Annotated in this window: 24 protein-coding genes, 1 other RNA gene and 1 riboswitch; of the genes, 6 read left to right on the forward strand and 19 right to left on the reverse strand. The window is 58.2% G+C overall.

Features of this window, described 5'->3' with window-relative positions; translation table 11 throughout:
• Nucleotides 1-122: 122 nt before the first annotated feature.
• A complete protein-coding gene (locus CLV97_RS06465) occupies nt 123-344 on the reverse strand; it encodes a DUF1540 domain-containing protein (protein WP_106344716.1) in 222 nt (73 codons plus the stop codon).
• 59 nt (nt 345-403) lie between these two features.
• Complete coding sequence (locus CLV97_RS06470) at nt 404-676, reverse strand: hypothetical protein (RefSeq protein WP_106344717.1); 273 nt, start codon at nt 674-676, stop codon at nt 404-406.
• A gap of 254 nt (nt 677-930) precedes the next feature.
• Between CLV97_RS06470 and ftsW the strand changes: the two genes are divergently transcribed.
• A complete protein-coding gene (gene ftsW / locus CLV97_RS06475; RefSeq protein ID WP_106344718.1) occupies nt 931-2,052 on the forward strand; it encodes a putative lipid II flippase FtsW in 1,122 nt (373 codons plus the stop codon).
• A gap of 145 nt (nt 2,053-2,197) precedes the next feature.
• On the opposite strand, the gene CLV97_RS06480 is transcribed toward ftsW, so the two are convergent.
• The 9 genes from CLV97_RS06480 to CLV97_RS06515 all read right to left on the reverse strand — a co-directional run bounded on the left by CLV97_RS06480 (nt 2,198) and on the right by CLV97_RS06515 (nt 9,380).
• The gene (locus CLV97_RS06480) at nt 2,198-2,965 is read right to left on the reverse strand and encodes a thiazole synthase (RefSeq protein ID WP_106344719.1); all 768 of its coding nucleotides are present in this window, start codon (nt 2,963-2,965) and stop codon (nt 2,198-2,200) included.
• Nucleotides 2,966-2,968: 3 nt separating this feature from the next.
• Complete coding sequence (gene thiS, locus CLV97_RS06485) at nt 2,969-3,160, reverse strand: sulfur carrier protein ThiS (RefSeq protein ID WP_342749773.1); 192 nt, start codon at nt 3,158-3,160, stop codon at nt 2,969-2,971.
• A 49-nt stretch (nt 3,161-3,209) separates the two neighbouring features.
• Complete coding sequence (thiO, locus tag CLV97_RS06490; protein WP_106344721.1) at nt 3,210-4,319, reverse strand: glycine oxidase ThiO; 1,110 nt, start codon at nt 4,317-4,319, stop codon at nt 3,210-3,212.
• Nucleotides 4,320-4,356: 37 nt separating this feature from the next.
• Complete coding sequence (locus CLV97_RS06495) at nt 4,357-5,025, reverse strand: thiamine phosphate synthase (protein ID WP_106344722.1); 669 nt, start codon at nt 5,023-5,025, stop codon at nt 4,357-4,359.
• A riboswitch (TPP riboswitch) is annotated at nt 5,021-5,126 on the reverse strand. Its footprint overlaps the gene before it by 5 nt.
• 166 nt (nt 5,127-5,292) lie before the next feature.
• Complete coding sequence (locus CLV97_RS18925) at nt 5,293-5,484, reverse strand: 2Fe-2S iron-sulfur cluster-binding protein (protein WP_170070385.1); 192 nt, start codon at nt 5,482-5,484, stop codon at nt 5,293-5,295.
• An 86-nt stretch (nt 5,485-5,570) separates the two neighbouring features.
• Nucleotides 5,571-6,185 carry a DedA family protein gene (locus tag CLV97_RS06500; RefSeq protein WP_106344723.1) on the reverse strand — a complete coding sequence of 205 codons (615 nt, stop codon included), beginning with the start codon at nt 6,183-6,185 and terminating at the stop codon, nt 5,571-5,573.
• A 98-nt stretch (nt 6,186-6,283) separates the two neighbouring features.
• Nucleotides 6,284-7,378, reverse strand: coding sequence for an NADH-quinone oxidoreductase subunit D (locus tag CLV97_RS06505; protein ID WP_106344724.1), 1,095 nt, complete (start codon nt 7,376-7,378; stop codon nt 6,284-6,286).
• A 37-nt stretch (nt 7,379-7,415) separates the two neighbouring features.
• Complete coding sequence (locus tag CLV97_RS06510; protein WP_106344725.1) at nt 7,416-8,150, reverse strand: cysteine hydrolase family protein; 735 nt, start codon at nt 8,148-8,150, stop codon at nt 7,416-7,418.
• A 156-nt stretch (nt 8,151-8,306) separates the two neighbouring features.
• Nucleotides 8,307-9,380, reverse strand: coding sequence for a M42 family metallopeptidase (locus CLV97_RS06515; RefSeq protein ID WP_211295697.1), 1,074 nt, complete (start codon nt 9,378-9,380; stop codon nt 8,307-8,309).
• Nucleotides 9,381-9,575: 195 nt separating this feature from the next.
• Here CLV97_RS06515 and CLV97_RS06520 point away from each other — a divergent pair, with 195 nt between their 5' ends.
• Complete coding sequence (locus CLV97_RS06520) at nt 9,576-9,878, forward strand: MTH1187 family thiamine-binding protein (protein ID WP_106344727.1); 303 nt, start codon at nt 9,576-9,578, stop codon at nt 9,876-9,878.
• 150 nt (nt 9,879-10,028) lie between these two features.
• Here CLV97_RS06520 and CLV97_RS06525 read toward each other — a convergent pair whose 3' ends face one another.
• A complete protein-coding gene (locus CLV97_RS06525; RefSeq protein ID WP_146130423.1) occupies nt 10,029-10,946 on the reverse strand; it encodes a hypothetical protein in 918 nt (305 codons plus the stop codon).
• Nucleotides 10,947-11,223: 277 nt separating this feature from the next.
• On the opposite strand from CLV97_RS06525, the gene fdhD reads away from it, so the two are divergent.
• From fdhD to CLV97_RS06545, 4 genes are all read left to right on the forward strand, one after another.
• Nucleotides 11,224-12,117, forward strand: coding sequence for a formate dehydrogenase accessory sulfurtransferase FdhD (gene fdhD, locus CLV97_RS06530; protein WP_106344729.1), 894 nt, complete (start codon nt 11,224-11,226; stop codon nt 12,115-12,117).
• Nucleotides 12,118-12,134: 17 nt separating this feature from the next.
• Complete coding sequence (locus CLV97_RS06535) at nt 12,135-14,432, forward strand: FdhF/YdeP family oxidoreductase (RefSeq protein ID WP_106344730.1); 2,298 nt, start codon at nt 12,135-12,137, stop codon at nt 14,430-14,432.
• 63 nt (nt 14,433-14,495) lie between these two features.
• Nucleotides 14,496-15,773: an L-lactate MFS transporter gene (locus CLV97_RS06540; RefSeq protein ID WP_211295693.1), complete on the forward strand. Its 1,278-nt coding sequence runs from the start codon at nt 14,496-14,498 to the stop codon at nt 15,771-15,773.
• Between the two features lie 215 nt (nt 15,774-15,988).
• Nucleotides 15,989-18,370, forward strand: coding sequence for a DUF2339 domain-containing protein (locus CLV97_RS06545; RefSeq protein ID WP_170070386.1), 2,382 nt, complete (start codon nt 15,989-15,991; stop codon nt 18,368-18,370).
• A gap of 106 nt (nt 18,371-18,476) precedes the next feature.
• Here the strand turns inward: CLV97_RS06545 and CLV97_RS06550 are convergent, their stop codons facing one another.
• The 7 genes from CLV97_RS06550 to CLV97_RS06580 all read right to left on the reverse strand — a co-directional run bounded on the left by CLV97_RS06550 (nt 18,477) and on the right by CLV97_RS06580 (nt 23,450).
• On the reverse strand, nt 18,477-18,935 hold the full coding sequence (locus tag CLV97_RS06550) for an SgcJ/EcaC family oxidoreductase (RefSeq protein WP_106344732.1): 459 nt from the start codon (nt 18,933-18,935) through the stop codon (nt 18,477-18,479).
• Between the two features lie 158 nt (nt 18,936-19,093).
• The gene (locus CLV97_RS06555; protein WP_106344733.1) at nt 19,094-19,690 is read right to left on the reverse strand and encodes a TetR/AcrR family transcriptional regulator; all 597 of its coding nucleotides are present in this window, start codon (nt 19,688-19,690) and stop codon (nt 19,094-19,096) included.
• Nucleotides 19,691-19,826: 136 nt separating this feature from the next.
• Nucleotides 19,827-20,105 carry a hypothetical protein gene (locus CLV97_RS06560; RefSeq protein ID WP_106344734.1) on the reverse strand — a complete coding sequence of 93 codons (279 nt, stop codon included), beginning with the start codon at nt 20,103-20,105 and terminating at the stop codon, nt 19,827-19,829.
• A 79-nt stretch (nt 20,106-20,184) separates the two neighbouring features.
• Nucleotides 20,185-20,991: a GDSL-type esterase/lipase family protein gene (locus tag CLV97_RS06565; RefSeq protein WP_170070387.1), complete on the reverse strand. Its 807-nt coding sequence runs from the start codon at nt 20,989-20,991 to the stop codon at nt 20,185-20,187.
• 154 nt (nt 20,992-21,145) lie between these two features.
• An RNA gene (rnpB, locus tag CLV97_RS06570) (RNase P RNA component class A) lies at nt 21,146-21,570 on the reverse strand.
• 69 nt (nt 21,571-21,639) lie between these two features.
• The gene (locus CLV97_RS06575; RefSeq protein WP_106344736.1) at nt 21,640-22,749 is read right to left on the reverse strand and encodes a Nif3-like dinuclear metal center hexameric protein; all 1,110 of its coding nucleotides are present in this window, start codon (nt 22,747-22,749) and stop codon (nt 21,640-21,642) included.
• Nucleotides 22,725-23,450 (reverse strand): tRNA (adenine(22)-N(1))-methyltransferase, encoded by a 726-nt coding sequence (locus tag CLV97_RS06580; RefSeq protein ID WP_170070388.1) that lies wholly within the window; start codon nt 23,448-23,450, stop codon nt 22,725-22,727. Before CLV97_RS06580 ends, CLV97_RS06575 begins: the two co-directional genes overlap by 25 nt.
• Between the last annotated feature and the right edge of the window lie 56 nt (nt 23,451-23,506).

Below are 23,506 nucleotides of genomic sequence, written 5' to 3' on the forward strand. Positions count from 1 at the left end.
TGGGTTCGTCCTGAACATATAAAAACCTTCCTTCGGAATTGTTTTATTCCGAATTCAACAAAAAAGGCTGTTGACCCTTCTTTGTCAACAGCCTCAAGCACCCCGCGGGGTGCTTTTCCTTTTCACTGGTGCTTCTCCCTGGGCCGAAAGGTGTGGCAACAGGTGTCGGCGGCCTGACGGGCCGAATGATCCTGATGGCCCGTCCCCACCATTTCTCCCCCGATTTCCTCATCGAACCGGCGGTCGGCATGCGGATCGATCTCCACCATGATCGCATCCGCAGTACAGTTGTTCCCTTCGGCCCAAAAGTAGCAGTTTGCCACACTGCATTTGACTTCAGGCAAAACGGATCACCTCCTGGCTTAAGTATTCTCGAGCCAGGAGGAAGGTATCAGTGGAAATTTTAATCCTTGGTTCTGTCCGCCTGCCGCAGCTCTTCCAGGATGGCGGAAATCGACTCGAAGGAGATGCCGTTTTCGTTCCGGGCGGACACCACAAAATAAACCTCGCCGCTGAAGGCGGGGATGTATTCCTTCACTTCCACTTCCGTATCTCCGTATGTTTTGCGAAACACCGGCTGGTTCCCTATCTTTTTCCAGCCCTGCCGCACCAATTCCTCCTCATAGGGTTCAAAATCCTCTTCGTGGATGTTCAAATGGATCCGTGTGACCTTCAAAACATTCACCCTCCCGAATTTGTCTGTGGTATTATACCATACCCCGGACAACACTTCATCGTCCAAATGGAAAAAGGAAAAGGTGAGGCCGTTACAGAATTTACTAGAAGTTCACCTAGGGGCGGGTGTGGCCGGAGACGGAAGTGGTGAAAATGGAGAGTGGGCGAAGTCGGAGGAATTTCATGGATGATTCCGAAGAGACATGTGTTATCATGTGAGATGAATTGCATTACGGACGGTTGAGGGGATGGGAAATGGTTCGCGGCAAACCGGATTTCTGGCTGATGTTCTTCACGTTTCTCCTCTTGGGTTTCGGGCTGGTGATGGTGTTCAGCGCCAGCTACTATGAGGGATGGACCGAGTTCAACGACAGTTACTATTTTTTTAAGCGCCAGCTGGCGCGGGCCGGCCTCGGCCTGATCCTCTTTTTCACGTTCGCCAATATACCGTTCACCCTTTATCGGCGCCATGTCGGTTGGATTTTGTTGGGCTGCGTGATCCTGCTGGTGCTGGTGTTCGTACCCGTCATCGGCGTCGAGGCCAACGGCGCTTCCCGGTGGATTCAAATCGGCCCCCTGACGATTCAGCCCTCGGAGCTGGCAAAACTCGCCCTGCTCATATACACCGCCTCGATCATGACGAAAAAACAACCCTATCTGGACAACTTCACACGGGGCTTGCTCCCCCCTCTGATCGTGATCGGGCTGGTCTGTTCTCTGATCATGATCGAGCCCCATTACAGCGCCACGATCATCATTCTGATCTCCTGCATGGTGGTGATTTTCTGCGCGGGAGCGCGGATCCGCCACTTGCTGATGTTGGGGCTGGTAGCCGTTCCCGTGTTAATCATGGTCCTCTATCTGGCGGATTACCGGATCGAACGCCTGGAGGCGGCCTACGATCCCTGGAAGGATCCCAACGACACGGGATACCAAATTATCCAATCCCTTTATGCCATCGGACCCGGCGGCTTGTCCGGCCGCGGCCTCGGAAACGGGATCCAAAAGCTGGCCTATCTTCCCGAGGCCCATACCGACTTCATCTTTGCCGTCATTGCCGAGGAACTGGGCTTTTTTGGCGGCGTCTTCCTGATCCTCCTGTTCGTGGCTCTGATCCTGCGGGGCATTCGGGCCTCCCTGATCGTACCGGACCAATTTGGAACCCTGCTCGGCATCGGACTGATCACCACGATCGCCATCCAAGCGCTGTTCAACCTGGCCGTGGTCACGGCAATTCTTCCCGTGACGGGCGTTCCCCTCCCCCTGGTCAGTTACGGCGGATCGTCACTGCTCATCAACATGGCCTCCCTGGGAATCCTTCTCAACATTTCCCGCTACCGTCCGGACCCCAGCCGAAAAGACGGCTCACAATCATAACCTCCTAAACGAAAAAGGGGCGCCACAGGGCGCCCCGAGAACGCTGGAAAAGCCAGCCGGGAAAGGACGATTTCCCGCCTCGATTCGTGCAGGTAGCTCCCGGGAACCCCCCTTGAATCTTGCCGATTACCGGACTAGAAACCCCTCAGGAGCCGACCAAACCCTCCTGGGGACTGCTGGCCGAAGCATAACGCTTCCGGGGAATCCTTCCCGCCTCGAAACCCAGCCTCCCCGCCTCCACGGCCAATTTCATCGCCCTGGCCATCCTCACCGGATCCTTCGCCTGGGACACGGCGGTGTTGAGCAGCACCCCGTCCGCTCCCAGTTCCATCGCCTGAACCACATCGGCCGGAGATCCGATCCCCGCGTCGACGATGACGGGAACCTCGGCCTGTTCGATAATCAGGCTCAAGTAGTGGGGATTGAGGAGTCCCAGCCCGGATCCGATCGGAGAACCGCCGGGCATGATGGCGTGGGCTCCCGCTTCCTCCAAGCGCTTGGCCAATATCGGATCGTCGGAGGTATAGGGCAAAACGGTGAATCCCTCCTCCACCAGGATCCGGGTCGCCTCCAGGGTGGCGACGGGATCGGGCAGCAGGGTTTTGGGATCCCCGATAATCTCCACCTTGATCATGTCGCACAACTTGGAGGCCCGGGCCAATCGGGCGATTCGCAAGGCCTCCTCCACGCTGGTGGCTCCCGCCGTGTTGGGAAGCAGGGTGTATTTTCCGAGATCCAGGCGTTCCAAAAAATTGGGTTGATTTGGATCGCTGATGTTTAACCGGCGAACGGCGAAGGTGAGAACCTCCGCCCCCGAAGCATCCACCGCGGCCTGCTGAATATCCAGCGATGAAAACTTCCCGGTTCCCAAAAACAGGCGGGAACGGAAGGTGTATTTTCCGATCTTCAGCACGTGTCAACCCCCTCCGACAAAATGAACGATTTCGATGGAATCCCCTTCGGCAAGGGGAGTTGAATCATGCTCTTCCCTCTCCAGAATCCTGCGATTTTGCTCCACCACGACGATTCGCTTTTCCACCCCCAAATGTTCCAACAGCTGGGAAACGGTGCGGACATCCCGGGGCAGATCCATCTCTTCTCCATTCACTCGGATGCGAATAACCTTCTCCCCCTTTCATGGGAAGTACCCCCTGTTTTTAAGTCGACAGGCGGTCGGGCGAAAAGGGTTTCAGATCCGGAACCTCCTCTCCTGCGATCAATTCCGCGATCCGCTGGCCGGTGATGGGACTGAGCAGTATTCCGTTGCGGAAATGACCGGTGGCGACGAAAAGGTTCCGGAATCGGCCGAACCTGCCGATATAAGGGAGTCCGTCGGGGGACCCGGGACGGATGCTGGACCAGGCACGGATAAACGTGCTGTTTGCCAATTCCGGAACCAACCGGACCGCTTCCGACGTCAGTTGTCGAATCGCGTCCATCGTCACCCATTCGGTAAAATCACCGGCCCGCTCCGTCGCTCCCACGATCACCTTGCCGTCCGCTTTGGGGACCAGGTAACATCCCTCCGCAAACAGCGTCCTTTCAAAGAGCTCTTTACGCGGATAAACCGCCAGGGATTCCCCCTTGATCGGAACGACCGGCAAACGCAACCCCAATTTCCCGGCCAGCGAAGCGCTCCACGCCCCCGCCGCCAACACCACATGCTCCGCCTGAAAGGTTCCCCGATCCGACTCCACCCTCTCGATGCGGTCCTTCCCGGCGCGAAAGGCAGTCACTTCACACCGCTCGATCAATTCGGCCCCGAGCAGTTCCGCCGCATAGGAAAAGGCCCGGGTCAATCGGGAGGAGGAGACGTGGGAATCCCCGGGAATGTAAAGGGCCCCCTCGATCTGATCGGACACCTCCGGTTCCACGCTCCGAACCCGATCCTTGTCCCACCAGTCCGCCGTCTCGCCGCGGTCCCGCTGCCAAGCTCCCCGCTTCCGAAGCATCTCGGCCTCCTCTTCATTCCAAGCGATCCGCAATATGCCCGCCCGGATCAATTCGATATCGATTCCGGTCAGACGATACAATTCCGAGGCCAAATCGGGAAACATGGATCGGCTCTTCATGCACAGCTCACTCATGGGCCCCGGCGCAGCCATCTCCACCTGGGCCCCCAACATCCCCGCGGCGGCGGACGAAGCGTGGGCGCCGATCAGGTCCCGCTCCAGAACGGTGACCCGCGCTCCCCGTTTGGCGAGATAGTACGCGATCGAGCACCCGATCACACCCCCTCCGACAACCACCACATCCCGCTCATGCAAAACATAGCCCCCCTTTTTTCTCCTCTCCGGCTATCGATCACACACGGCGATCCAGACAGGTCCTCATTTGCCGGGCCGTCCGTTCGGGTTCCGGACAGTCCATCAGGGCGGATAGGACGGCCACACCCGCACACCCCGTCTCCATCACTCGGGGGATCCGCCGCGCCGTGATCCCCCCGATAGCCAGGACAGGAACGTTGACGGCCTGAACCACGCGGGAAAGTTGTTCGAGCCCCCGCGGGTGAACGCCCGGCTTGGACAAAGTGGAAAACACATGGCCGAACATCAGGTAGTCCGCCCCCGACGCGGCCGCCCGTCCCGCGGCCTCGACGGAATGAACCGAAACTCCCACCCGATGCCGGGAACCGACGATCTCCCGCACCCGATCCACCGGCAGGCCCGCTTCCGGCAAATGGATGCCGCACCCCAGCGCCAGGGCCACATCCAACCGGTCATGAACGGCCAACTGCCCGGGACGCAGGAGCCCGCGCTCCAAAAGCCTGCTCCCCAGATGATAAATCTCCCGCGCAGACCGCCCTTTCCACCGCAGGTGGACCTGGTCCACCCAGGGACGGACCTTCTCGACAACGGCAACGATATGATCCGATGAATGATGGTCCCCGGTAACGAGGTGGAGTCTGCCTCCGATTTTCGCCTCCTCCTTTCCTGCAAAAAACCGGTATCCTGGAGGATACCGGCAACGCAAGCAACCGCCACATTCCTTACGCTGGTATGACCCAGGTCAAGTTCAAAGGGTTGGGGCGCGAACCCCTCTCAGCACCGTACGGTGCACCCCCAGTGGACTCCTTTCGCAGTCAATTTTCTATTATTTTAGCAATCTCCTGCAAAGGGCGTCAAACGCTTCAAAAGCGATTTGTCGACCCGTTGTCCGCATGATGCGACACTTCCGTCCGGGATCCGGGCCACACCCTCCGCATTTCTGAAAGATCTAAACGCGGTTGGGAACTTCTCCTCACATCGCCGCAGACGAAACGGCGACAGGCAGCCGGAAACCGGAAATGACCCGGTCCCCCGATCGGTACGACTCCTGTGCGCTAAGTGGAGGAATGTTTTCCCCTCCACCGAGAACGCGGACGATACAGTCGCCGCACCGACCGGTTGTGCAACGAAAGGGAATCAGAACCCCTGCCGCAATCGCTTCCAAAAGAGCGGCGTCCCCTCCTTCACCTTGAAACGGTACTTTCCCCGCGGCATGATGAAGGTTACGGTTGCTTCCCGCATATCCGCCTCCTACTTGGGACCAGAGCCTGCCCGATTTTGATTCATCGCCCACCAGTACCAAGCCGCAAAACCCGCTGCTAAAATCAAGACAAGGAAAACCACCGGCCCCAGGCGATGAAGGAAATGAAATACCAGTTCCCAGCTGGAACCCAACGCATACCCCAACCCGATGAAGGTGGCGCACCAGACCACCGCCCCGCAGTATGCGTACATGCCGAACCGGGTGTAAGAGAGTTTGGATATGCCGGCCAAATATGCGGTCAAATGGCGGACTCCCGGGATAAAATAGCCGAAAAACAACACCCAATTGCCGTACTTCCGGAACAGAAACTGGGTGATCCGGAGTCTTCTCCGCGTGATGAAGAGCTTGCTTCCGTATCGCTTCAGGAGGGGGTAGCCGAAACGCGTTCCCAATACGTAGCTCAGGGTGATCCCGCCGATCGAGCCGGTAAGGGCGCTGATATAAGTCAGATACAGATTCAATTGCCCTTCCGACGAAAGATAGCCGATAAAAGTCATAAAGATCTCGTCGGGAAGGGGAATGCCGGCAATCCCCAGGATTAGGAAGAGGATGATCCCGATATATCCGTACTGTGACAAAAACTCGGCCAATGTTTGTTCCATTCATTTAACCCCGTTTTTTGATTCGATTCGATGACCATTCCGCCGCTTGTGAAAAGCGGTTCCAGTCTCATAAAGGGGACGGGAACCGCTTTCGTTTCTCAACCGTCAACGTCACCGAGCACAATATCCACCGCACCGAGGATGGCGATCAAATTGGCGATGTTTTCCCCCTCCAACAGCTGGGGCAAAATCTGCAGGTTGTGGAAGGACGGCCGGCGCCAATGAATCCGCCAGGGAGAAGCTTTCCCTTTGCTGATCAGGTGAACGCCCAGTTCTCCCCGGGGGTTTTCCACCGCCGTATACACTTCTCCCTCCGGCGGACGGATCAGCCTCGGCACCTTGGCCATGATCGGCCCTTCGGGAATTTGTTCCACCGCCTGTTCAATGATCCGCAGAGATTGGCGGATTTCCTCCATCCGAATCTGGAAGCGATCGTAACAATCCCCCTCGGTGGAAATGGGGACGTCAAAATCAAACCGGTCATAGATCGAATAGGGCTGATCCTTTCTCAGATCCCGTTGAATCCCCGTGCATCGGAGACATGGACCGGACAGCCCGTACCGGACGGCGGTTTTCGCATCGTATTTGCCAACCCCCTTGGTCCGGTTGACAAAGATTTCGTTGCCCGCCACCAGATCAAGATATTCTTCATGGCGCTCCCGCAGGTAGGAAACCAGGTTGCGCACCTTGTCGAGCCAGCCCTCGGGAGCATCCCATTTGACGCCTCCCACCCTCATGTAATTGTATGTGAGGCGGGCGCCGGATATTTCGTTGAACAGATCAATGATCTTCTCCCGATCCTGGAAGGCATACAAGAAGGGACTCATCGCCCCGATATCCAGAAGATAAGTGCCGAACCAGACCAGATGGCTGGCGATCCGGTTCAGTTCCATTACGATGACCCTCAAATATTCGGCGCGTTCGGGAATCTCCAGCTCCATCAGGGTTTCAACGGCGTGGACCACGGCGTAATTGTTGATCATCGCCGACAGGTAGTCCATCCGGTCCGTATAGGGGATGATCTGCGTATAGTTCAGGTTTTCCGCCAGTTTTTCCGTTCCCCGGTGCAGGTATCCGATCACCGGAGTGGCCTCGCGGATGATCTCCCCGTCAATCTTGAGCAAGATCCGGAACACACCGTGAGTGCTGGGGTGTTGGGGTCCCACATTGAGGAGCATCTCTTCGGTCCGCATCCAAACACCATCCTTCGTCGATTTCCAAAGCCGTGTTCTACCGGTCTTCCACCGTTCGGACGACCTCGATACCGTTGATCATCATGTGGTAGGCAAACAGCAGGTCCATCACATCCCCGTCGTGGGCAGGCGCTCCCGTTTTCTCGGAAACCTCCACCGGTACGTCGTAGGTTCGGACGTGCTCCAGGGGAACGATCACCCGGACCCGGGCGTTGTGCTCGTTGGCCAGAAGGCGAATGCCCATGGCGTTTTGGTAGATGCACAGATCCGTACAATCCCCCACGACGACAAAGGTAACCGGCCCTTCGGCAAAGCGCTTCTCGAGATACTCGTAGAAGCGCTCCCCTCCCTCGTCCCTGCCAAACAGACCGTTGGTCGCATTTTTGCGGAACACCCGAACACCGCCCCGCTCGAGGAGCGGCTGAAGTTCATCCACTACTTCCGCTTCGGCCGTGCCTCGGACGCAATGCGGGGGAAAGGCGGAAAATTCCACGGCATCCTCCGGATGGGCGTCGTTGAGGAAAACCAGGTTTCCGTCGGGCGTTCCCCTCTTCAACAAGGCCTCGGCCAAATCCTTGACCGGCGCGACCATCCCGGCAACCCGTTCACTGGCCAAGGGCCCTTTTTCGCAGAAACCCTTTAATATATCCACGAACACCAAGACAACCCGCTCGGGGCCGCCGGATTGATCGATCAGCGATGAAACCGTTTCTGCCGGCAAGGCGGCCAGCTGCTTTTCCACATGATTGAAGAACCGCTCCCTTCGCTTCATCGCTTCCTCCCCCTCTTGGAAACCCGGCACCCTTAGAGAACCGGCCGAAACCTTCGTTGCTATTATAATATGTCTTCAAAGAAAAAGAAAGGAGCCACCCGGCTCCTTTCCCGGTAAACTCGCGGCGCTTCACCGCGTCCCGCACCGTTTCCGCCGTCATCCCCCTTCGGCATACCGGACCAGGTTTTCCACGGCCTGACGGTCCATCCGCCGGATCACCTCCACCAAGAGCCTCACCGCCTGATCGACATCGCTTTTGGAGACCATGGAAACATGGCTGTGAATGTAGCGGGCGGCGACCCCCACCACGAGGGAAGGAACCCCCCTCCGAAACAGGTGGATCTTGCCCGCATCGGTCCCGCCACCGGGCGTCGTGTCCGCCTGAATCGGGATATTCAGGTCTTCCGCGATCTCCATCACCCGGTCACGAAGGCGCAGATGGGGGATCATCGTGGCATCGAGAAAGGTGATGAGCGGTCCGCCGCCGAGGCGCGGTTTGCTGCCTCCCTCGCTGCCCGGACCGTCTTCGGCGATCCCCACGTCGAGTACAAAGGCGATGTCCGGCTCCACTGCGTGGGGTGACGTGGTCGCTCCCCGCAGGCCCACTTCCTCCTGAACCGTCGCCCCTGCAATCACCGTGTTGGGATGATCCGCTTTCCCCAGTTCTTTCAGGACCTGAAGCGCCATGTAACAACCGACCCGGTTGTCCAGGGCTTTCGCCAGAATGGTGTCCCCGTCCGGAAGAATTTCAAAGGGACAGACGGGCACGATCGGATCGCCGACGCGGACTCCCCATTCCTTGACCTGCTCGTCGCTTTTCGCCCCGATGTCTACGAACATCTCCCGGATGGGATATACTTTATTCCTCTCCTCCGCCGTCAGGATATGGGGCGGTTTGGAACCGATCACCCCGGTGAAGGTCCGCTTTTCCGTCACCACGGACACCCGCTGGGACAAAAGCACCTGGTCCCACCAGCCGCCCAGCGTGGCAAACCGCAGATATCCGTTCTTCGTGATCTCCTTCACCATAAATCCGACCTCATCCATGTGGCCGGCCAACAGGATGCGGGGTGAGGACGCCGTTCCCTCCTTTTCCCCGAAGATGCTGCCGATGCGATCCGTCACGATTTTCGCGGTCGTCCGCTTCAGTTCCCGCATCATGATGTGCCGCACTTCCCATTCGTAGCCGGAAACCCCCCAGGCAAGGGTCAGTTCCTTGAGCAGTTCCATATCGGACATCGTCTCACCCACCTGTGAAAAAACTCTGCCCCAGACCTAGTATGGGTGACTTGGGGCGGCTTCATGAGGGTCCGTCCGTTTTCTTCATACAAAAAAATCGACCCCGGCAGCCCGGATGTCGACCCGTGAATCCTTACATATTTCGATTCATATCCATTCAAACTACGGGAGAAAGGAGGGGAAGCCATGCCTTTGATGGAAATCAGCATCGTCCCCGTAGGGACGAAAACATCCAGTTTCAGCAACGCGATCAAGGAAGTGTGCCGCGTCATCGATCAGCGCGGGCTCAACTACCAGGTGACGCCCACGGCCACGGTGATTGAAGGAGATATCGATCAATTGATGAACGTGGCGGCTGAAATCCACCGAACATCGCTCCAAAGCGGGGCGGATCGGGTGATCACCCAGATCACCATCGATGATCGGCTCGACCAGCCGATGGATCTTCATTCGCAGGTGGCCAAGGTTCAACCTTCCTCCGTCCAATGAGGTCCCGATCGCCGGCCCGCCGTCGGGGATCGGCCGTGCACTGAGCCATTCCTTCTGCTGCTTCAGGGCCGCGGAAACATCCGGGGCCCGATTGCCTTGGATTCGGTAAAATCCCCCGCCCTCACAAGCCCCGTCATCGTCGCCCCCTGCTCAGATCACCCGGCTACCGGTAAGGAGAGATTCTTCTTCCGCATCCTCGGGAAAAAGCTCCTCCCTCATCTCCACATACGCGAGGATCAGGGTGCCCAAGTAGAGCGTTACGGGAAAAGCGTGAAAGGTGAAGATCATCAACAGGCCGAAGAAAGAACCCACCATCGTCGCGATGATCCCGTTTTGAAAAAACTGCAGAACCAGCCACGGAAAAGCGGAGATGAACCCGAGCAGGACAACGCCCAAAACTGCGGACATCAAGGCGTTGAGCAGGGTGAAAACCGTTTTCGCGGGCCACTTCCAAAGGAGGCGGAACGCGTAGCCCAGGGTTCGGACAATCCCCGTCCGTTCCACCAACATCACCATCGGTGCGAAGGAAAAATAGGCAAGGAGATAGAGACCGACCAGTCCCCCCATCCCCCAAAGCGCGATCCGATAGACATTGCGGGACTCCACCAGGGTATCCAGCCGCAGGAATAACCAACCGAGCGACAGAGCCGTCCCGATCAGAATCAGGACCAGCCCGAACACCCGGATGAGATAACGGAAACCGAAGGAGAAAAAGTCCCCGAAGGACAGGCGATCCTCCACGGCTGCCTGCCGGATCAGCCCCATCATGCCCGTGACCGAGAAGAGGATAATACCGGCAAAAAAAAGGGCCATCGTCGCTAGAAGGAATGCCGTCCTCGGCGAGGCTCCCAGGATATCCGACCGGATCTGGCCAAGCAGGCTTTCGGGATGATCCGGAAAATAGACGGCGGCAAATACCTTATGTACCATTTCCGGAGAAGGAGTCACAATCAACCAGACGGCGATGAGTCCCATTGCCCAAAGCACCGCAAGAAACCCTTCCCCCAATGAGGCGAACAGCCAAATCTTCCCCCCGTGCCGATTGATCAGCTGCAAGGCATCCTTCAACGGAAATCCCCCCTCGATGTAAAAAACGGCGTTTCTCCCGAAAGAGGTTCCTCGATCCGACCGGAAAGGTCTCTCGATTGGCAAAAATGAAAATCCTCCGGACGCACCGGTCTCCGGCGGATTCCGCTGTATCCATTTCTCCCCCGCCCCGCTCGTCCCATCTCCCCGCCGAAGAATAATACACCCCGGGTTGTATTGATCATTTTCTCAACCACATATATTGTTAATTGTAGAATTATATATTTTATTCTGATTTGGTTCCCCGGAGGCGATCGCCGTGGACGGATCCGTACGGTCGAGGGCATCCCGGTTACGGGTGCAATCGGTGAAAGGGGATACCTTCCGCTACCGCCAGGATTTATTGGCGGTGGAGGAGCCGATGGAAATTCGCCTGGTCCTTCCCCGCATGGAGGAGCCTGTCTCCATCTCGGTCACCATGCGTACGCCCGGCAACGATTTTGAGCTGGCCGCCGGCTTTCTCTTTACCGAAGGAATCCTGAAGACGCCGGAAGCGATTCACCGGATCACCTATTGCACCGATCCCGAGGTGGACGGCGAGCAACGGTACAACATCGTCAACGTGTTTCTTCGTTCGGAAACCGACTTTGACCCCGCACAGCTCAAGCGGCACTTTTACACCACCTCCAGCTGCGGAGTCTGCGGCAAGGCCTCCCTGGAGGCGATCCGCGTCCGAAATGTTCCCAAAATCCGTGCCGATTGGACGGTGCCCGCTTCCGTCATCCACGGGATGGGGGAACGCCTTCGCGCTGAACAGGATGTGTTTGAGAAGACGGGAGGCCTTCACGCCGCCGGCTGGTTCACTCCCAGGGGTGAGCTGTTGGCAATCCGGGAGGACGTGGGGAGACACAACGCCGTGGACAAACTGCTGGGATACGCTTTTCTGGAGCGGAAATGCCCCCTTTCCGACGGAATCCTCATGGTGAGCGGCCGGGCGAGCTTCGAAATTATGCAAAAGGCGGCGGTAGCCGGCGTTCCCATGGTTGTCGCCGTTTCCGCCCCCTCCAGTTTGGCCCGGGAAGTCGCCCGGGAATTCGGGATCACCTTGATCGGCTTCGCCCGCGACAACCGCTTCAATATCTACACGGGCACGGAGCGGATCCAAATCTCCCCGCCCCCGTCCGGAAAAGCGGTATCCTCGAAAATACGCTGAACGGAGGAGGAAACCACATGGCCAAATCGGTTCCCGGAGGTTGGAATCCAAAGCACTGGGTCAATCTCGTCCCCACCGGGCTGGGCGAAGTGAAACCCCATCACTTTCGCGAAATGTTTCGAGCCGCCTGGGAAAACCGGGATCAGTTGGGCTACGCCTGGCGGATCCTTCGGGACGGTTGCTGTGACGGTTGCGCCCTCGGCACCACGGGGATGAAGGACTGGACCATGCCCGGCACCCATCTGTGCATGATTCGCCTCAACCTGCTGCGGATGAACACCATGCCGGCGCTGGACCACACCCTGCTAGAGGACATCTCCCGCCTCGAGGGAAAATCGGGACGGGAACTTAGGAATCTTGGACGCCTGCCCTATCCGATGGTCCGCCGCAAAGGGGAAAAGGGATTTCGCCGCATCACCTGGGATGAGGCCCTGGATCTGGCGGCGGAGCGAATCCGCCGGACCGATCCGGAACGGATCGCCTTCTATCTCACCTCCCGGGGTCTGACCAACGAAGTCTACTTTGTCGCCAATAAAGTGGCCCGCTTCCTGGGGACCAACCACATCGACAACGCCGCCCGCCTGTGTCACGCACCCAGCACCGTAGCCCTGAAAAAGGCGATCGGCTACGGGGCGACCACCATTTCCTACTCCGACTGGATCGGAACCGATCTGCTGATTCTCGTCGGAACCAACCTTGCCAACAACCAGCCCGTGGCCACCAAATACATTTACTACGCGAAAAAGGCAGGCACTCGGGTGATCGTGGTCAACCCCTACAAGGAAGAAGGGTTGGAGCGGTACTGGATTCCCTCGGTCACGGAAAGCGCCTTGTTCGGCACCCGGATCATGGACGAATTTTTCCAAATCGGCACCGGCGGGGACGCGGCCTTTTTCAACGGCGCGCTGAAACATCTCGTGGAGACGGGAAAATTGAACGATTCCTTCATCCGCGAGCACACCGCCGGATTTGAAGAGGTGCGGCGTTTCGTGTCGGAGCTCCCTTGGGAGGAACTGGAGAAATCGTCGGGAACCACCCGGGAAGAGATGCGCCGATTCGCCGAAATCTACGCCGATGCGAACAGCTCCGTCACCGTATGGAGCATGGGCGTCACCCAGCACCGAAACGGGACCAACAACGTGCTGTCCATCGCCAACCTCGCCTTGGCCCTCGGGCGGATCGGCAAGCCCCATTCGGGCCTTTGCCCCATCCGCGGCCATTCCGGTGTTCAGGGAGGGGCCGAAATGGGGGCGGCTCCCGACAGTTACGGCATGGACCGTCCGGTCAATGAGGAGACGGCGAAAGCGATCGGGAAGCTGTGGGGCTTCCCGGTGCCCGACAAACCGGGAATGAAAGCGTCCTCGATGATCCAGGCGGCCCATGGCGGAAAGCTGGACGTCCTCTACTCCATCGGCGGCAACTTTTTGGAAACGCTTCCCGATCCGCAATATGTCCGCGAAGCGATCGCCCGCGTGCCCCTGCGCATCCACCAGGACATCGTCTTAAACCCGCAGATGCTGGTGGAACCCGGGGATCCGGAAGGGCTGGTCCTCCTGCTTCCCGGAAGGACCCGCTACGAAACGCCGGGAGGCGTCACGGAGACGACCACCGAACGGCGGGTGATCTTCAGCCCGGAAATCCCCGGTCCGCGCATCGGCGAAACCCGGACGGAATGGGAGATCCCCATGCAGATCGCCGAGCGGGTCCATCCCGACCGGGCCCACTTGATCCACTTCGACAACACCGCACAGATCCGCGAGGACATCAGCCGGACCGTTCCGGCCTATGACGGCATTCAACGCCTCAGGGAAAAAGGGGACAACTTCCAGTGGGGAGGCCCCCTGCTCTGCGAAGGATACAAGTTCAACACGCCGGACGGCCGGGCCCGCTTCCACATCGCCCGGCTGCCGGAGGAGTCCCTCCCGGAAGGCCGGTTCATCCTCAGCACGCGGCGCGGCAAACAGTTTAACAGCATCGTGTGGGGAGAACACGATTCCCTGACCGGCGCCAAGCGCGACGAGATCTTCTTCTCCCGGCAGGATGCAAATCGGCTGGGCCTGAAGGAAGGGGATCCGGTCCTTCTCCGGTCCGAATCCGGAGAATACCGGGGCAGGGTCAAGATCGCCCGCATCCGCCCCGGAAATCTGCAGGTGCATTGGCCGGAGGGGAACGTGCTCATCCCCTACGAGCGGTTCGATCCCGACAGCGGCGAACCGGACTACAACGCGGTGGTGGAAGCGATACCCCTTCGCAACGAAGAAACCGGAGGCGAAACCGAAGCCGACGACGCTCCCGCTTCCGCGACGGGAAGCTGATCACCTCGAACATCGGCGGGGGACACAGGAAAGGTCCTCCGCCGACAAAAAGGGGGAAAAAACGTGACCACAGGAAAGCAAGAGCTGCCCAATCGCTGGGCGATCGTGGCAGCGGCAATCCTGATGCAAATCGCCCTCGGCGCCGTTTACGGATGGAGCGTCTTCGTCAATCCGCTCATGGAACAATACGGTTGGAGCCGCTCGGAAGTGACGCTGGCCTTCACCCTGGCCATCCTCTTCCTCGGCTTCGGAACCATTTTGGGAGGACTGTTGCAGGATCGCAAGGGGCCGCGCCTGGTGGCCACCATCGCCGGCATCTTCTACGGCTTGAGTTACATCCTGACAGCCCTGGCGACCTCCCTGCCGGTGCTCTACCTGACCTACGGGGTGATCGGCGGCGTGGCGATGGGGATGGGGTACATCGTCCCCGTGGCCGTCCTGGTCAAGTGGTTCCCGGATAAACGGGGGCTGATCACCGGGCTGGCCGTATGCGGATACGGAGCGGGAGCCCTCCTGATGAGCCCGATCGCCGCATGGATGATCGAAACCTACGGCCTGTCCGCCACCTTCGCCCTGTTGGGCGTCGCCTACCTGATCATGGTGACGGGCGCGGCTCAGTTTTACCGCAACCCTCCGGAGGGATGGAGCCCGCCGGGATGGACTCCCACGGAAAAGCAGATGGAAAGCCGTGCCGCCCGGGATTTCGGCGTTCGGGAAGCGCTTCGGACCCGTCAGTTCTGGATGCTCTTCTTCATGCTGTTCCTCAACGTCTCCGCCGGAATTATGATCATTTCCCAGGCCTCGCCGATGGGACAGGAGATCATCAATCTGGATGCGGTGGAATCGGCGGCCCTGGTGGTGGGGATCATATCGCTGTTCAACGCCTTCGGCCGAATCTTTTGGGCGGCGGTGTCCGACTGGATCGGCAGGCGCGGGGTTTTCATCATCATGTTCCTGCTCCAGGCGCTTCTGTTCCTGTTCCTTCCCAATCTGAACACGGTGGGTCTGTTCGTCGCCACCACCGCGCTGATCGCCCTCTGCTACGGCGGGGGTTTTGGCACCATGCCCTCCTTCTGCGCCGACTACTTCGGCACGAAAAACGTCGGTGGCATATACGGCTGGATGCTCCTGGCCTGGGGATTGGCCGCCGTGCCCAGCCCCCTGATGATCGCGCGCATCCGGGAGCTCACAGGCACCTACACCATCGCCCTGTACGTCATCGCCGCCGTCATGGCCGCGGCGGTCATCCTCCCCCGCATCGTCCGTCCCCCGCGAAAGGCGGAAGAATCCTCCCCGCCGACTTCGAGGGATTCCGGATCTTCCATCGGCGCTCCCCGTTGAACGCGACACAAAAATCGAACCGTTTTCCCGAATCGGGAAAAACTTTTCCCGAATCGGGAAAAACGGTTATTTGTTTTACCGAACTGGCAGGGACCGCGCGCATCTTGTAACATGGTAAAAGGAGGGAAATCGCGCCTCGATGGCGTATTGAAAGAAGACCCCGGGCCATAACAGGGAATCGGCCATTGAACATGAACAAATGGAGGGACCGGAAGTTGGAATGGCTGGTCATCATCGGACTCATTTTTTATTTAATCCACGACAGGCGTAAAACCGACCGCATGGAACGCGAAATAGAGGAGTTGAAGCGGGAGCTCGCCGCTTACAGGCATCAGTCGGATCCCGGCGTTCACGCCGAAAACCTTCCGGAGGGCGGACGGCAACGGACCGCCGGAAACGCGGCCAAGCCTCCCCATCCGGTTTCGGGTTCCCTGGAGACGCAGGCGAAGAAAACTTCCCCATCCCCCGATCCGGTCAAAAAATCCGAACCGGCGGCGCCCCTTCGACCCGCCCCGGTCGGCGGAAAATCCGCACCTGCCCCTGCCCCCCGCCGCTCCCGGTCCGAGTGGGAACAGTTGATCGGGGGGAAATGGCTGAACCGGATCGGGGCTTTCGCCCTGATTCTGGGCATCGGATTTTTCCTCAAATACGCCTTTGACAACAACCTGATACCGGAATGGATGCGCGTGCTGATCGGTTTTCTCGTCGGAGCCGCCCTGCTGGGCGCCGGTGGCCGCTTTTCAAAAAGGGGATTGCCTATCTTCGCCCAAGGGCTGGTGGGTGCGGGGATCGCCATTTTATATCTGTCCGTATACGCATCCTTCAACTTTTACCACTTGGTCCCGCAAACGGTCGCCCTGCTGGGCATGTCGGGAGTCACCGTCCTCGCCTTTCAACAGGCGATGCGTCACCACTCCCTGGCCGTTTCTCTGCTGGGCTGGACCGGAGGTTACCTGACGCCCTTTCTCCTCAGCACGGGAGAAGCCCAGTCGCTGGGACTTCTCACCTATCTCGCCCTGCTGACGGCGGGACTGCTGCTGGTCATCCGCAAAAGGGAACAGTGGATCGTCCTTTTGCCCCTGACCTTTATCGCCACGTACCTGGTATTCACCTTCTGGCGCTCAGAGATGTTCTCCGCGGAAGAGACCGGAATTGCGCTCGCCTTTATCGCGATCTATTGGGGACTTTTTCACGGACTGGATCTTTGGTGCTGGCTGAAAAGGGTGACATCCCACGCGGTGATTCGACGTGTCGTCAGCTTTTTCAACGCCCTGTTCTTCACCATCATTGTTTACGACCTGATGAACTTTCAGGCGAGCGACTGGACGGCCGCAGCCCTTTTGCTCATCGGCATGGCATACGGGGGCTCCTTCCTGATGACGGAACGGATGAAACCCTTCCCCAAACCGATCCGGGGGCAGCTTTCCCAGTGTCTGTTCATCGCCGCCGCCCTGGTCGTCCTCGCCACCCTGGACCAATTTTCCGGGTACACCCTGACGGTCCTCTGGGGGTTGGAAGCCTGTCTCATGGCCTTTTGGGGCATTTACAAGAAACAGCGTTCCCTGTGGCTCACGGCGTTGGGGCTGTTCGGGCTGATCCCGCTGCAACTTGCCTACAGCGCCGCAGTCAAACCGATTCCCCCCGCCGACTTTACCCCGCTGCTCAACGGAAGGGCGCTCGCCTCGGCGGCGACGGCGGGAGCGCTCGGCGCAGGCGCCTATATTTACCGGCGGCTGAAGGGAACATGGGCGGTAGTCCCGAGCATCCTCCATCTGATTTGGTGCATCGTGCTCTTCGTCTGGCTCACGGGGGAAGTCCATCAGTTTTTCGAAATGTTGATGCTGGAAAAAACGGGAATCGACCGGCAACTTTTCGAGATTCGGCAGATCTGGAGCATCGTGGGGGCCTGGCTGGTTTACGCCCTTCTTCTCACCCGGATCGGTTTGCGAAAAAAGAATTCCCCCCTCGTCTTCGTCGGATTCGGCGCGATGATGCTTGCTCTCGGAGCCGGTTTGATCCTCGGCTGGTTCTTCTACCCCATCGCCCTTTACACGCCGCTGTTCAATGTCCGTTTCTTCCTATTGGGACTCAGCGCCCTGGCCGTCTATCTCATGGGTCGCTGGTTGCGCGGAGAGAAGAAATTCCATTTCAAGGGGCTGCCCATCGTCATCTCCTTCGTGATCGGTTTCATCCTGTTCCAGATGCTGACGGCCGAAACCCTTGACTACTACCGCCAGGCGGTATACTTGCTGGAGGAACAGGGGGCGCCCCGGGAGGAACTCATCCGCCTGTCAAACCGGCTACAACTGACTTTATCCATGGTGTGGATTCTCTACTCCCTCGCGCTGATGGCCGTGGGAATCTGGCGGAGAAAACAAGGGGCCCGGATGATGGCCTTCGGACTGTTCGGCTTGACCATCCTGAAACTCTTTCTCTTCGATCTGTCTTTTCTCGAGACGCTTTACCGCATCATCTCCTTCATCGTGCTGGGCTTGATTCTGATCGGCGTCTCGTATGTGTACAGCCGGTATAAAGGGCTGTTTATGGCGCCCGAAAAAGACGACTCCGCGACGGACAAGACCCGCGGGTTGCTCTGAGAAAGCGGGGGATGTCATGGCCCCCCGCCTCCAATCAAACACAAACAGCCGAAAACCGTTAAACCGTTTTTCCGTGCGTACGCATGCGGAAAAACGGTTTTTTTCATCAACCCGCTGTTTTGTTCAATCCCATGAACCGGGAAAACAGTTTCATAAGGATGCCGGGCTTTTGAATACGGCAATTGTGGAAAGAGGCAATCTTCCATTCCCCGTTTTGCTTGACCACCACATTGGTGTTGATGGATTTTCTGCTTTCGGGCACCTTCTTTTGCCATCTCAATTTGACGGCACCAACCGCTTGAAAGACGGCCACTTCCGGCGTCAAAAAACGGAGATTAACGATTTCACCACTCAGGCTTGATCCTTTCAAAACCCCCTGAAACAGTTCCTGATGGCTTTCGGCAATGGCATTCCGTCCTTTTAAATGCTGCCCATTAAAAGTGACATAATCGGCATCCTCTGAAAAACAAGCTCCGTAGGACTCCCCATCGGCGTGGTTCCACGCGGTGCAAAGAGCCTCAAACAATTCACGGATCAATTTTTCATCCTGCGGCCGACTGACCATCTTTTTTTCATTCCTCCTTCACAAATTTTCCTCCGGCGTTGCCGGTCATTCGAAAACAAACATCCCCATTATTTAGACCGGTCGATATAGAAGACCAAAAAGAAGGAGCGGCTTTCGCCGGTGTATACCCTCATATCGGTCAACAAGAACAGGCTCCTCTAACTTCCCGCGTCATTTTCTGCAATCGCCGAGCGCAACAAATGTTTCATCTCCTGTGCGATGTGTCTCAATGGTTCAGTGCTTTTCTTTGTCCGGCACAGGACCACCGCACCTTCCATGGAAGCAGTGATCAGAGTGGCGATTTGCACGGCACGGGCTTCGGAAAATCCGTGGGCCAGCAACATCCCTTGAATAGCGCTTATAAATGCGTCATAGGTTTTGTTGATCGTCTCCCTGAGCATTTCGCTGGTGTTGGAGGTCTCCAAAGCGACAGCCGCAAAGGATCCAGCTTTCGTACATTTGGATTGTTCCAACTTCTCTGCAAGATGGAGCATCATGGAGTAGACGGCCTCGGCCGGATCTTGCGCCCCTTCCAATGCCCGGCGAATCCGATCAGCCAAAGCTTTTCCCTGTTCACCGATCGCTCTGGAGACAAGCTCTTCTTTCCCGTTTGGAAAATAATAGTACAAGGAGCCTTTCGGAGCACCGCTCTCCTTAATGATCTGGTTCAATCCGGTTCCGTGATATCCCTGTCTTTCCAGCAACTCAAACGTCGCTTGAATCAATCGTTCTCGGGCAGTCATTGTATTCTTCATCAAGGGAATTTCCTCCGCGCAATTATGACGACCGGTCTATTTAAAAGATATCGCCCCCCGTCGGATTTGTCAATGGGCGAAACAAAACTCCGCGGATTCCGTTCCCCGAAAAGAAGAGGATGACCGCTTTTTTGAATCAAAGTTTGCGATCCTCGAAAAGGAAGTTGTCGGAACCGTCCGCGATGGCCAGCTCGTTTTCCAGGGAATTGATTACGTTGACGTAATAATCGGCCGCTTTGTCCTCCCGACCGTCCTGAACCATCTCCCGATAGGTCCGGTAACATTCCCGAAGCAGTTGGAACTTCTCCCGGAACTCCTCCGGGGACAGCATCGGCGGGCGGCCGTCCCCTTCCTCCGACCAAAACATCCTGTAGCGTTCCAGATAGGCTTCGTAAGAGGAAAAATCTTTAATCATGCCTTCATCTCCCGAGAAGGACTTTTCCTTTAGCTTTCCGCAAACCGCCGCCGCCTATCCGCCTCGTGTTTTTCCATCTTCACCGCACCTGGACAGCCCCGGATACCTTTCCGCGGATGATTTCCAGCAAGCCCTCCGCCATCAGCTGGTAACCCCGGTCGTTGGGATGAATCTCGTCGGCCAACCAGTCGCGCTCATCGGGGAGCAGAAGGCGGTCGACGTCAATCACTTCCGTGGCGGGGTGAGTGCTGGCCACTTTCTTCATCTCCTCATTCCATCGATCCAGCAGTCTCCGGGCCGTCTGAAAATAGGGTTCTTCAGGCTCCACCGGATTATAGAGGGAAGTGATCAATACCGGTGCATGGGGATTATTCCTCCGGATCTTATCCAGGATGGCCTCCAGGTTATCCGTATACCGCTTTTGGATGTGCCAAAAATTCCTCAGGGCTTTGACGGGATTGCCGCTTCGGAGCACTTCCTTCAGCAGATCGTTCCCTCCGATGGTGATGGAGATCAGATCCGACTGCCGAACGCTTGCCAAGAGATCGCGATCGTCAAGGGATTTCAGCAGTTGGTCCGAAGTCTGTCCGGAAACGGCCCGGTTGTCCAGATGGACATCAATCCCTTCGCCCTTCAGATATTCCGCAACCCAGTAACCGTAACCCGCCTCCTTTTTCGAACCCTTCCCCAAGGCGACCGAATCGCCGAGGACCAGATAATCCAGCCTGCCGTCCTCGGACGCGATCCTTCTCAACGCCTGAAGGAATCCTCCCTCCTGCTCGGTGCTCGAAGGTTTCGGCGGATTGTGCACCGGAACCCACAGGACAATGAAGACCGCCGCCACCAGCAGACAGGTCCCGATCGCAATCACCCTGCGTTTGTTCACGACACTCACCCCAATGGTTTTAACCATTCATCCTTATCGTACCGAACACATATTACACCTCTATTTTGTTATGATTACAGTTGTTTATTCCTTATAATGGAAACTGCAACAAAACAAAAAAGACGCGCCTTTACGCGTCTTTCGGCAAGCTCGTGAGGAAAGCAAACCGTAAGCCGAGTTCTGTACTCCGAGTGGTATCGCGGCGGCTTGCCCCGCCTCCCACCCCTTGGAGTGGCAACCATCTATCTAGGCCGTGCATTGCTGCACGGCTCCAGCGACCTACCCGGGATCGCTGCGGGCCACAGCTGCACGTTCGACGACGTGCCGATCCCCTACTAGGTCTTGCTCCGGGTGGGGTTTACCTAGCCAGCATGTCTCCATGCTGCTGGTGCGCTCTTACCGCACCGTTGCACCCTTGCCTGTGAAGCGCCAAGCGCTTCCATCGGCGGTCTGCATTTCTGTGGCACTAGCCTTAGGGTCGCCCCCACCGGCCGTTAGCCGGCACCCTGCCCTGTGGAGCTCGGACTTTCCTCCCGTGGGGCCTTGCGGCGCTCCACCGGCGGTTGCCTGGTTTACTTTCCTCATCTACGGACTTTGTATTGTAACAAAGTTTGCGGCCAAACACAAGAGGAACATGTTGGGATTTCTTCAAAGGAACTGAAAGGGATCCCGATGAACGGTCGTCGGGACAACCTTCACCTCCGGAGGAGCCCACTTTTCCCGCAGGACCCGGCACACCCGCTCCAGGACCAGCCGCTCCACATGGTGGCCCGGATCGATCAGCGCAAGTCCGGCGGCCAGGGAATCCAGGGCCGTATGGTAGTCGATGTCGCCGGTGATGAAAACATCCGCCCCGCGCTCCAGGGCCGTCCAGGCGTAGCGGCCGCCCGACCCGCCCAGGACCGCCACGGTGGATACGAGACGGTCCGGATCTCCGACCAGGCGAAGGGCGGGAATTCCGTAAGCCTCCTTTACCCTTTCCGCCAGGACTTTCAAGCGGGTTCTCTCCGGCAAGCGCCCGATCCGTCCCAGCCCGAAGGATCGACCGGGAAGTTCCAGGGGATAGATGTCATAGGCCACTTCCTCGTAGGGGTGCGCCTTCAACATGGCCTGCACCACCCGGGTTTGGGCGGACTCGGGAACGACGGTCTCCAGCCGCACTTCCTCCACCTGCTCCAGTTTGCCCTGTTGCCCGATGTAGGGATTCGTTCCCTCTCCGGGAAGGAAAGTGCCCGTTCCCCTCAGATTGAAGGTGCAGTGGCTGTAGTTGCCGATCCATCCCGCCCCCGCTTCGCACATAGCATTCAAAACCTGCATGTGGTGATCCTCGGGGACGAACACGACGATCTTTTTCAACCGCTCCCGGACATGGGGAGCCAGCACCTCCGCATGTTCCAGTCCCAACTTTTCCGCCAGGACGTCGTTGACCCCTCCGACCGCGGTGTCCAGGTTGGTGTGGGCCACATACACGTTGATGCCGTTGCTCAGGAGTTTCGCCGCCAGCCGACCGTTCGGCCGGTCCCCGCGCAGATGGCGGAAGGGGCGATAGATGAACGCGTGATGGCTGACGATCCAGTTGGCCCCGAGGCGCAAGGCTTCGTCAACCACTTCCTCCGTCACATCCAGCGTGACCAGCACCCCGGTGACTTCCGCCCCGGGATCCCCCACCTGAAGGCCGATCGGATCCTTTTCTACCGCCAGGGCAGGAGGTGCCCATTCCTCCAGGGCGCGGATCAGGGATTCTCCTCGAACAGCCACTTTCTCAACCTCCTCCATTGGGCGATTTCTTGTTCCAGCTGCGCCGCCCGCCGGGCCGCCTCCTCCGTCCGTCCCGCCCGGACCCGATCCAAAATGCGTTCGCGGGCGGCGAGTTCCTGAAGCCATCTTTTGGTCAGCAAGGGGTGTTTCTCCTTCCAGAGGAGGGGACCCAGGAGGAGCAATTGTTCCTCCGTTGCGGGCGGTTGTCGGTACAGCGCCTCGTTCTCCCCCCGCTCAGCCGCGATGATTTCATACAGGGTTCCCCCCTCTTCCACCAGGCTCTCCCCCACCGGCACCCAGCCGTTTTGCCTGAGCCACTGGCGCACCCTCTCTCCTCCGGTGTTGGGTTGAAGGACGAGCCGACGAACACCGGAAAGCTTCTTCCTTCCCCTATCCAAAATACTCGCGATGAGGGCCCCGCCCATCCCGGCGATGACAATCACATCCGCTTCTCCCTCTTTCAGAACGGAGAGCCCGTCTCCCCGGCGCACCTCAATCCGTTCCGAAAGGCCGGAGCGCTCCACCTGGGATCGGGCGTTTTCGTAAGGACCCTTGTTCAATTCTCCGGCGACTCCCTTCTTGATCCGCTCCCGGAGAACCAGATGGATCAGCAGATGCGCGTGATCCGCTCCGATATCCGCCACGGTCGCTCCCGCAGGAACCCAGCGGGCAACGGCCTGAAGCCGCTCAGAACATTTCACACCCCCCGAAGGGATCGGTCTTAGGGACAATCGATTTCCCTCCCATGAGCAACGAG

The sequence above is a fragment of the Planifilum fimeticola genome (genome assembly GCF_003001905.1).
Lineage (GTDB): Bacteria > Bacillota > Bacilli > Thermoactinomycetales > DSM-44946 > Planifilum > Planifilum fimeticola.

Excerpts from the sequence above, each read along its gene's own strand:
- ftsW (WP_106344718.1), top strand. The coding sequence starts at position 931 with ATGGTTCGCGGCAAACCGGATTTCTGGCTGATGTTCTTCACGTTTCTC.
- CLV97_RS06500 (WP_106344723.1), bottom strand. The coding sequence starts at position 6,185 with ATGGAACAAACATTGGCCGAGTTTTTGTCACAGTACGGATATATCGGG.
- CLV97_RS06505 (WP_106344724.1), bottom strand. The coding sequence starts at position 7,378 with ATGCGGACCGAAGAGATGCTCCTCAATGTGGGACCCCAACACCCCAGC.
- CLV97_RS06510 (WP_106344725.1), bottom strand. The coding sequence starts at position 8,150 with ATGAAGCGAAGGGAGCGGTTCTTCAATCATGTGGAAAAGCAGCTGGCC.
- CLV97_RS06515 (WP_211295697.1), bottom strand. The coding sequence starts at position 9,380 with ATGGAACTGCTCAAGGAACTGACCCTTGCCTGGGGGGTTTCCGGCTAC.
- CLV97_RS06520 (WP_106344727.1), top strand. The coding sequence starts at position 9,576 with ATGCCTTTGATGGAAATCAGCATCGTCCCCGTAGGGACGAAAACATCC.
- CLV97_RS06535 (WP_106344730.1), top strand. The coding sequence starts at position 12,135 with ATGGCCAAATCGGTTCCCGGAGGTTGGAATCCAAAGCACTGGGTCAAT.
- CLV97_RS06550 (WP_106344732.1), bottom strand. The coding sequence starts at position 18,935 with ATGGTCAGTCGGCCGCAGGATGAAAAATTGATCCGTGAATTGTTTGAG.
- CLV97_RS06555 (WP_106344733.1), bottom strand. The coding sequence starts at position 19,690 with ATGAAGAATACAATGACTGCCCGAGAACGATTGATTCAAGCGACGTTT.
- CLV97_RS06560 (WP_106344734.1), bottom strand. The coding sequence starts at position 20,105 with ATGATTAAAGATTTTTCCTCTTACGAAGCCTATCTGGAACGCTACAGG.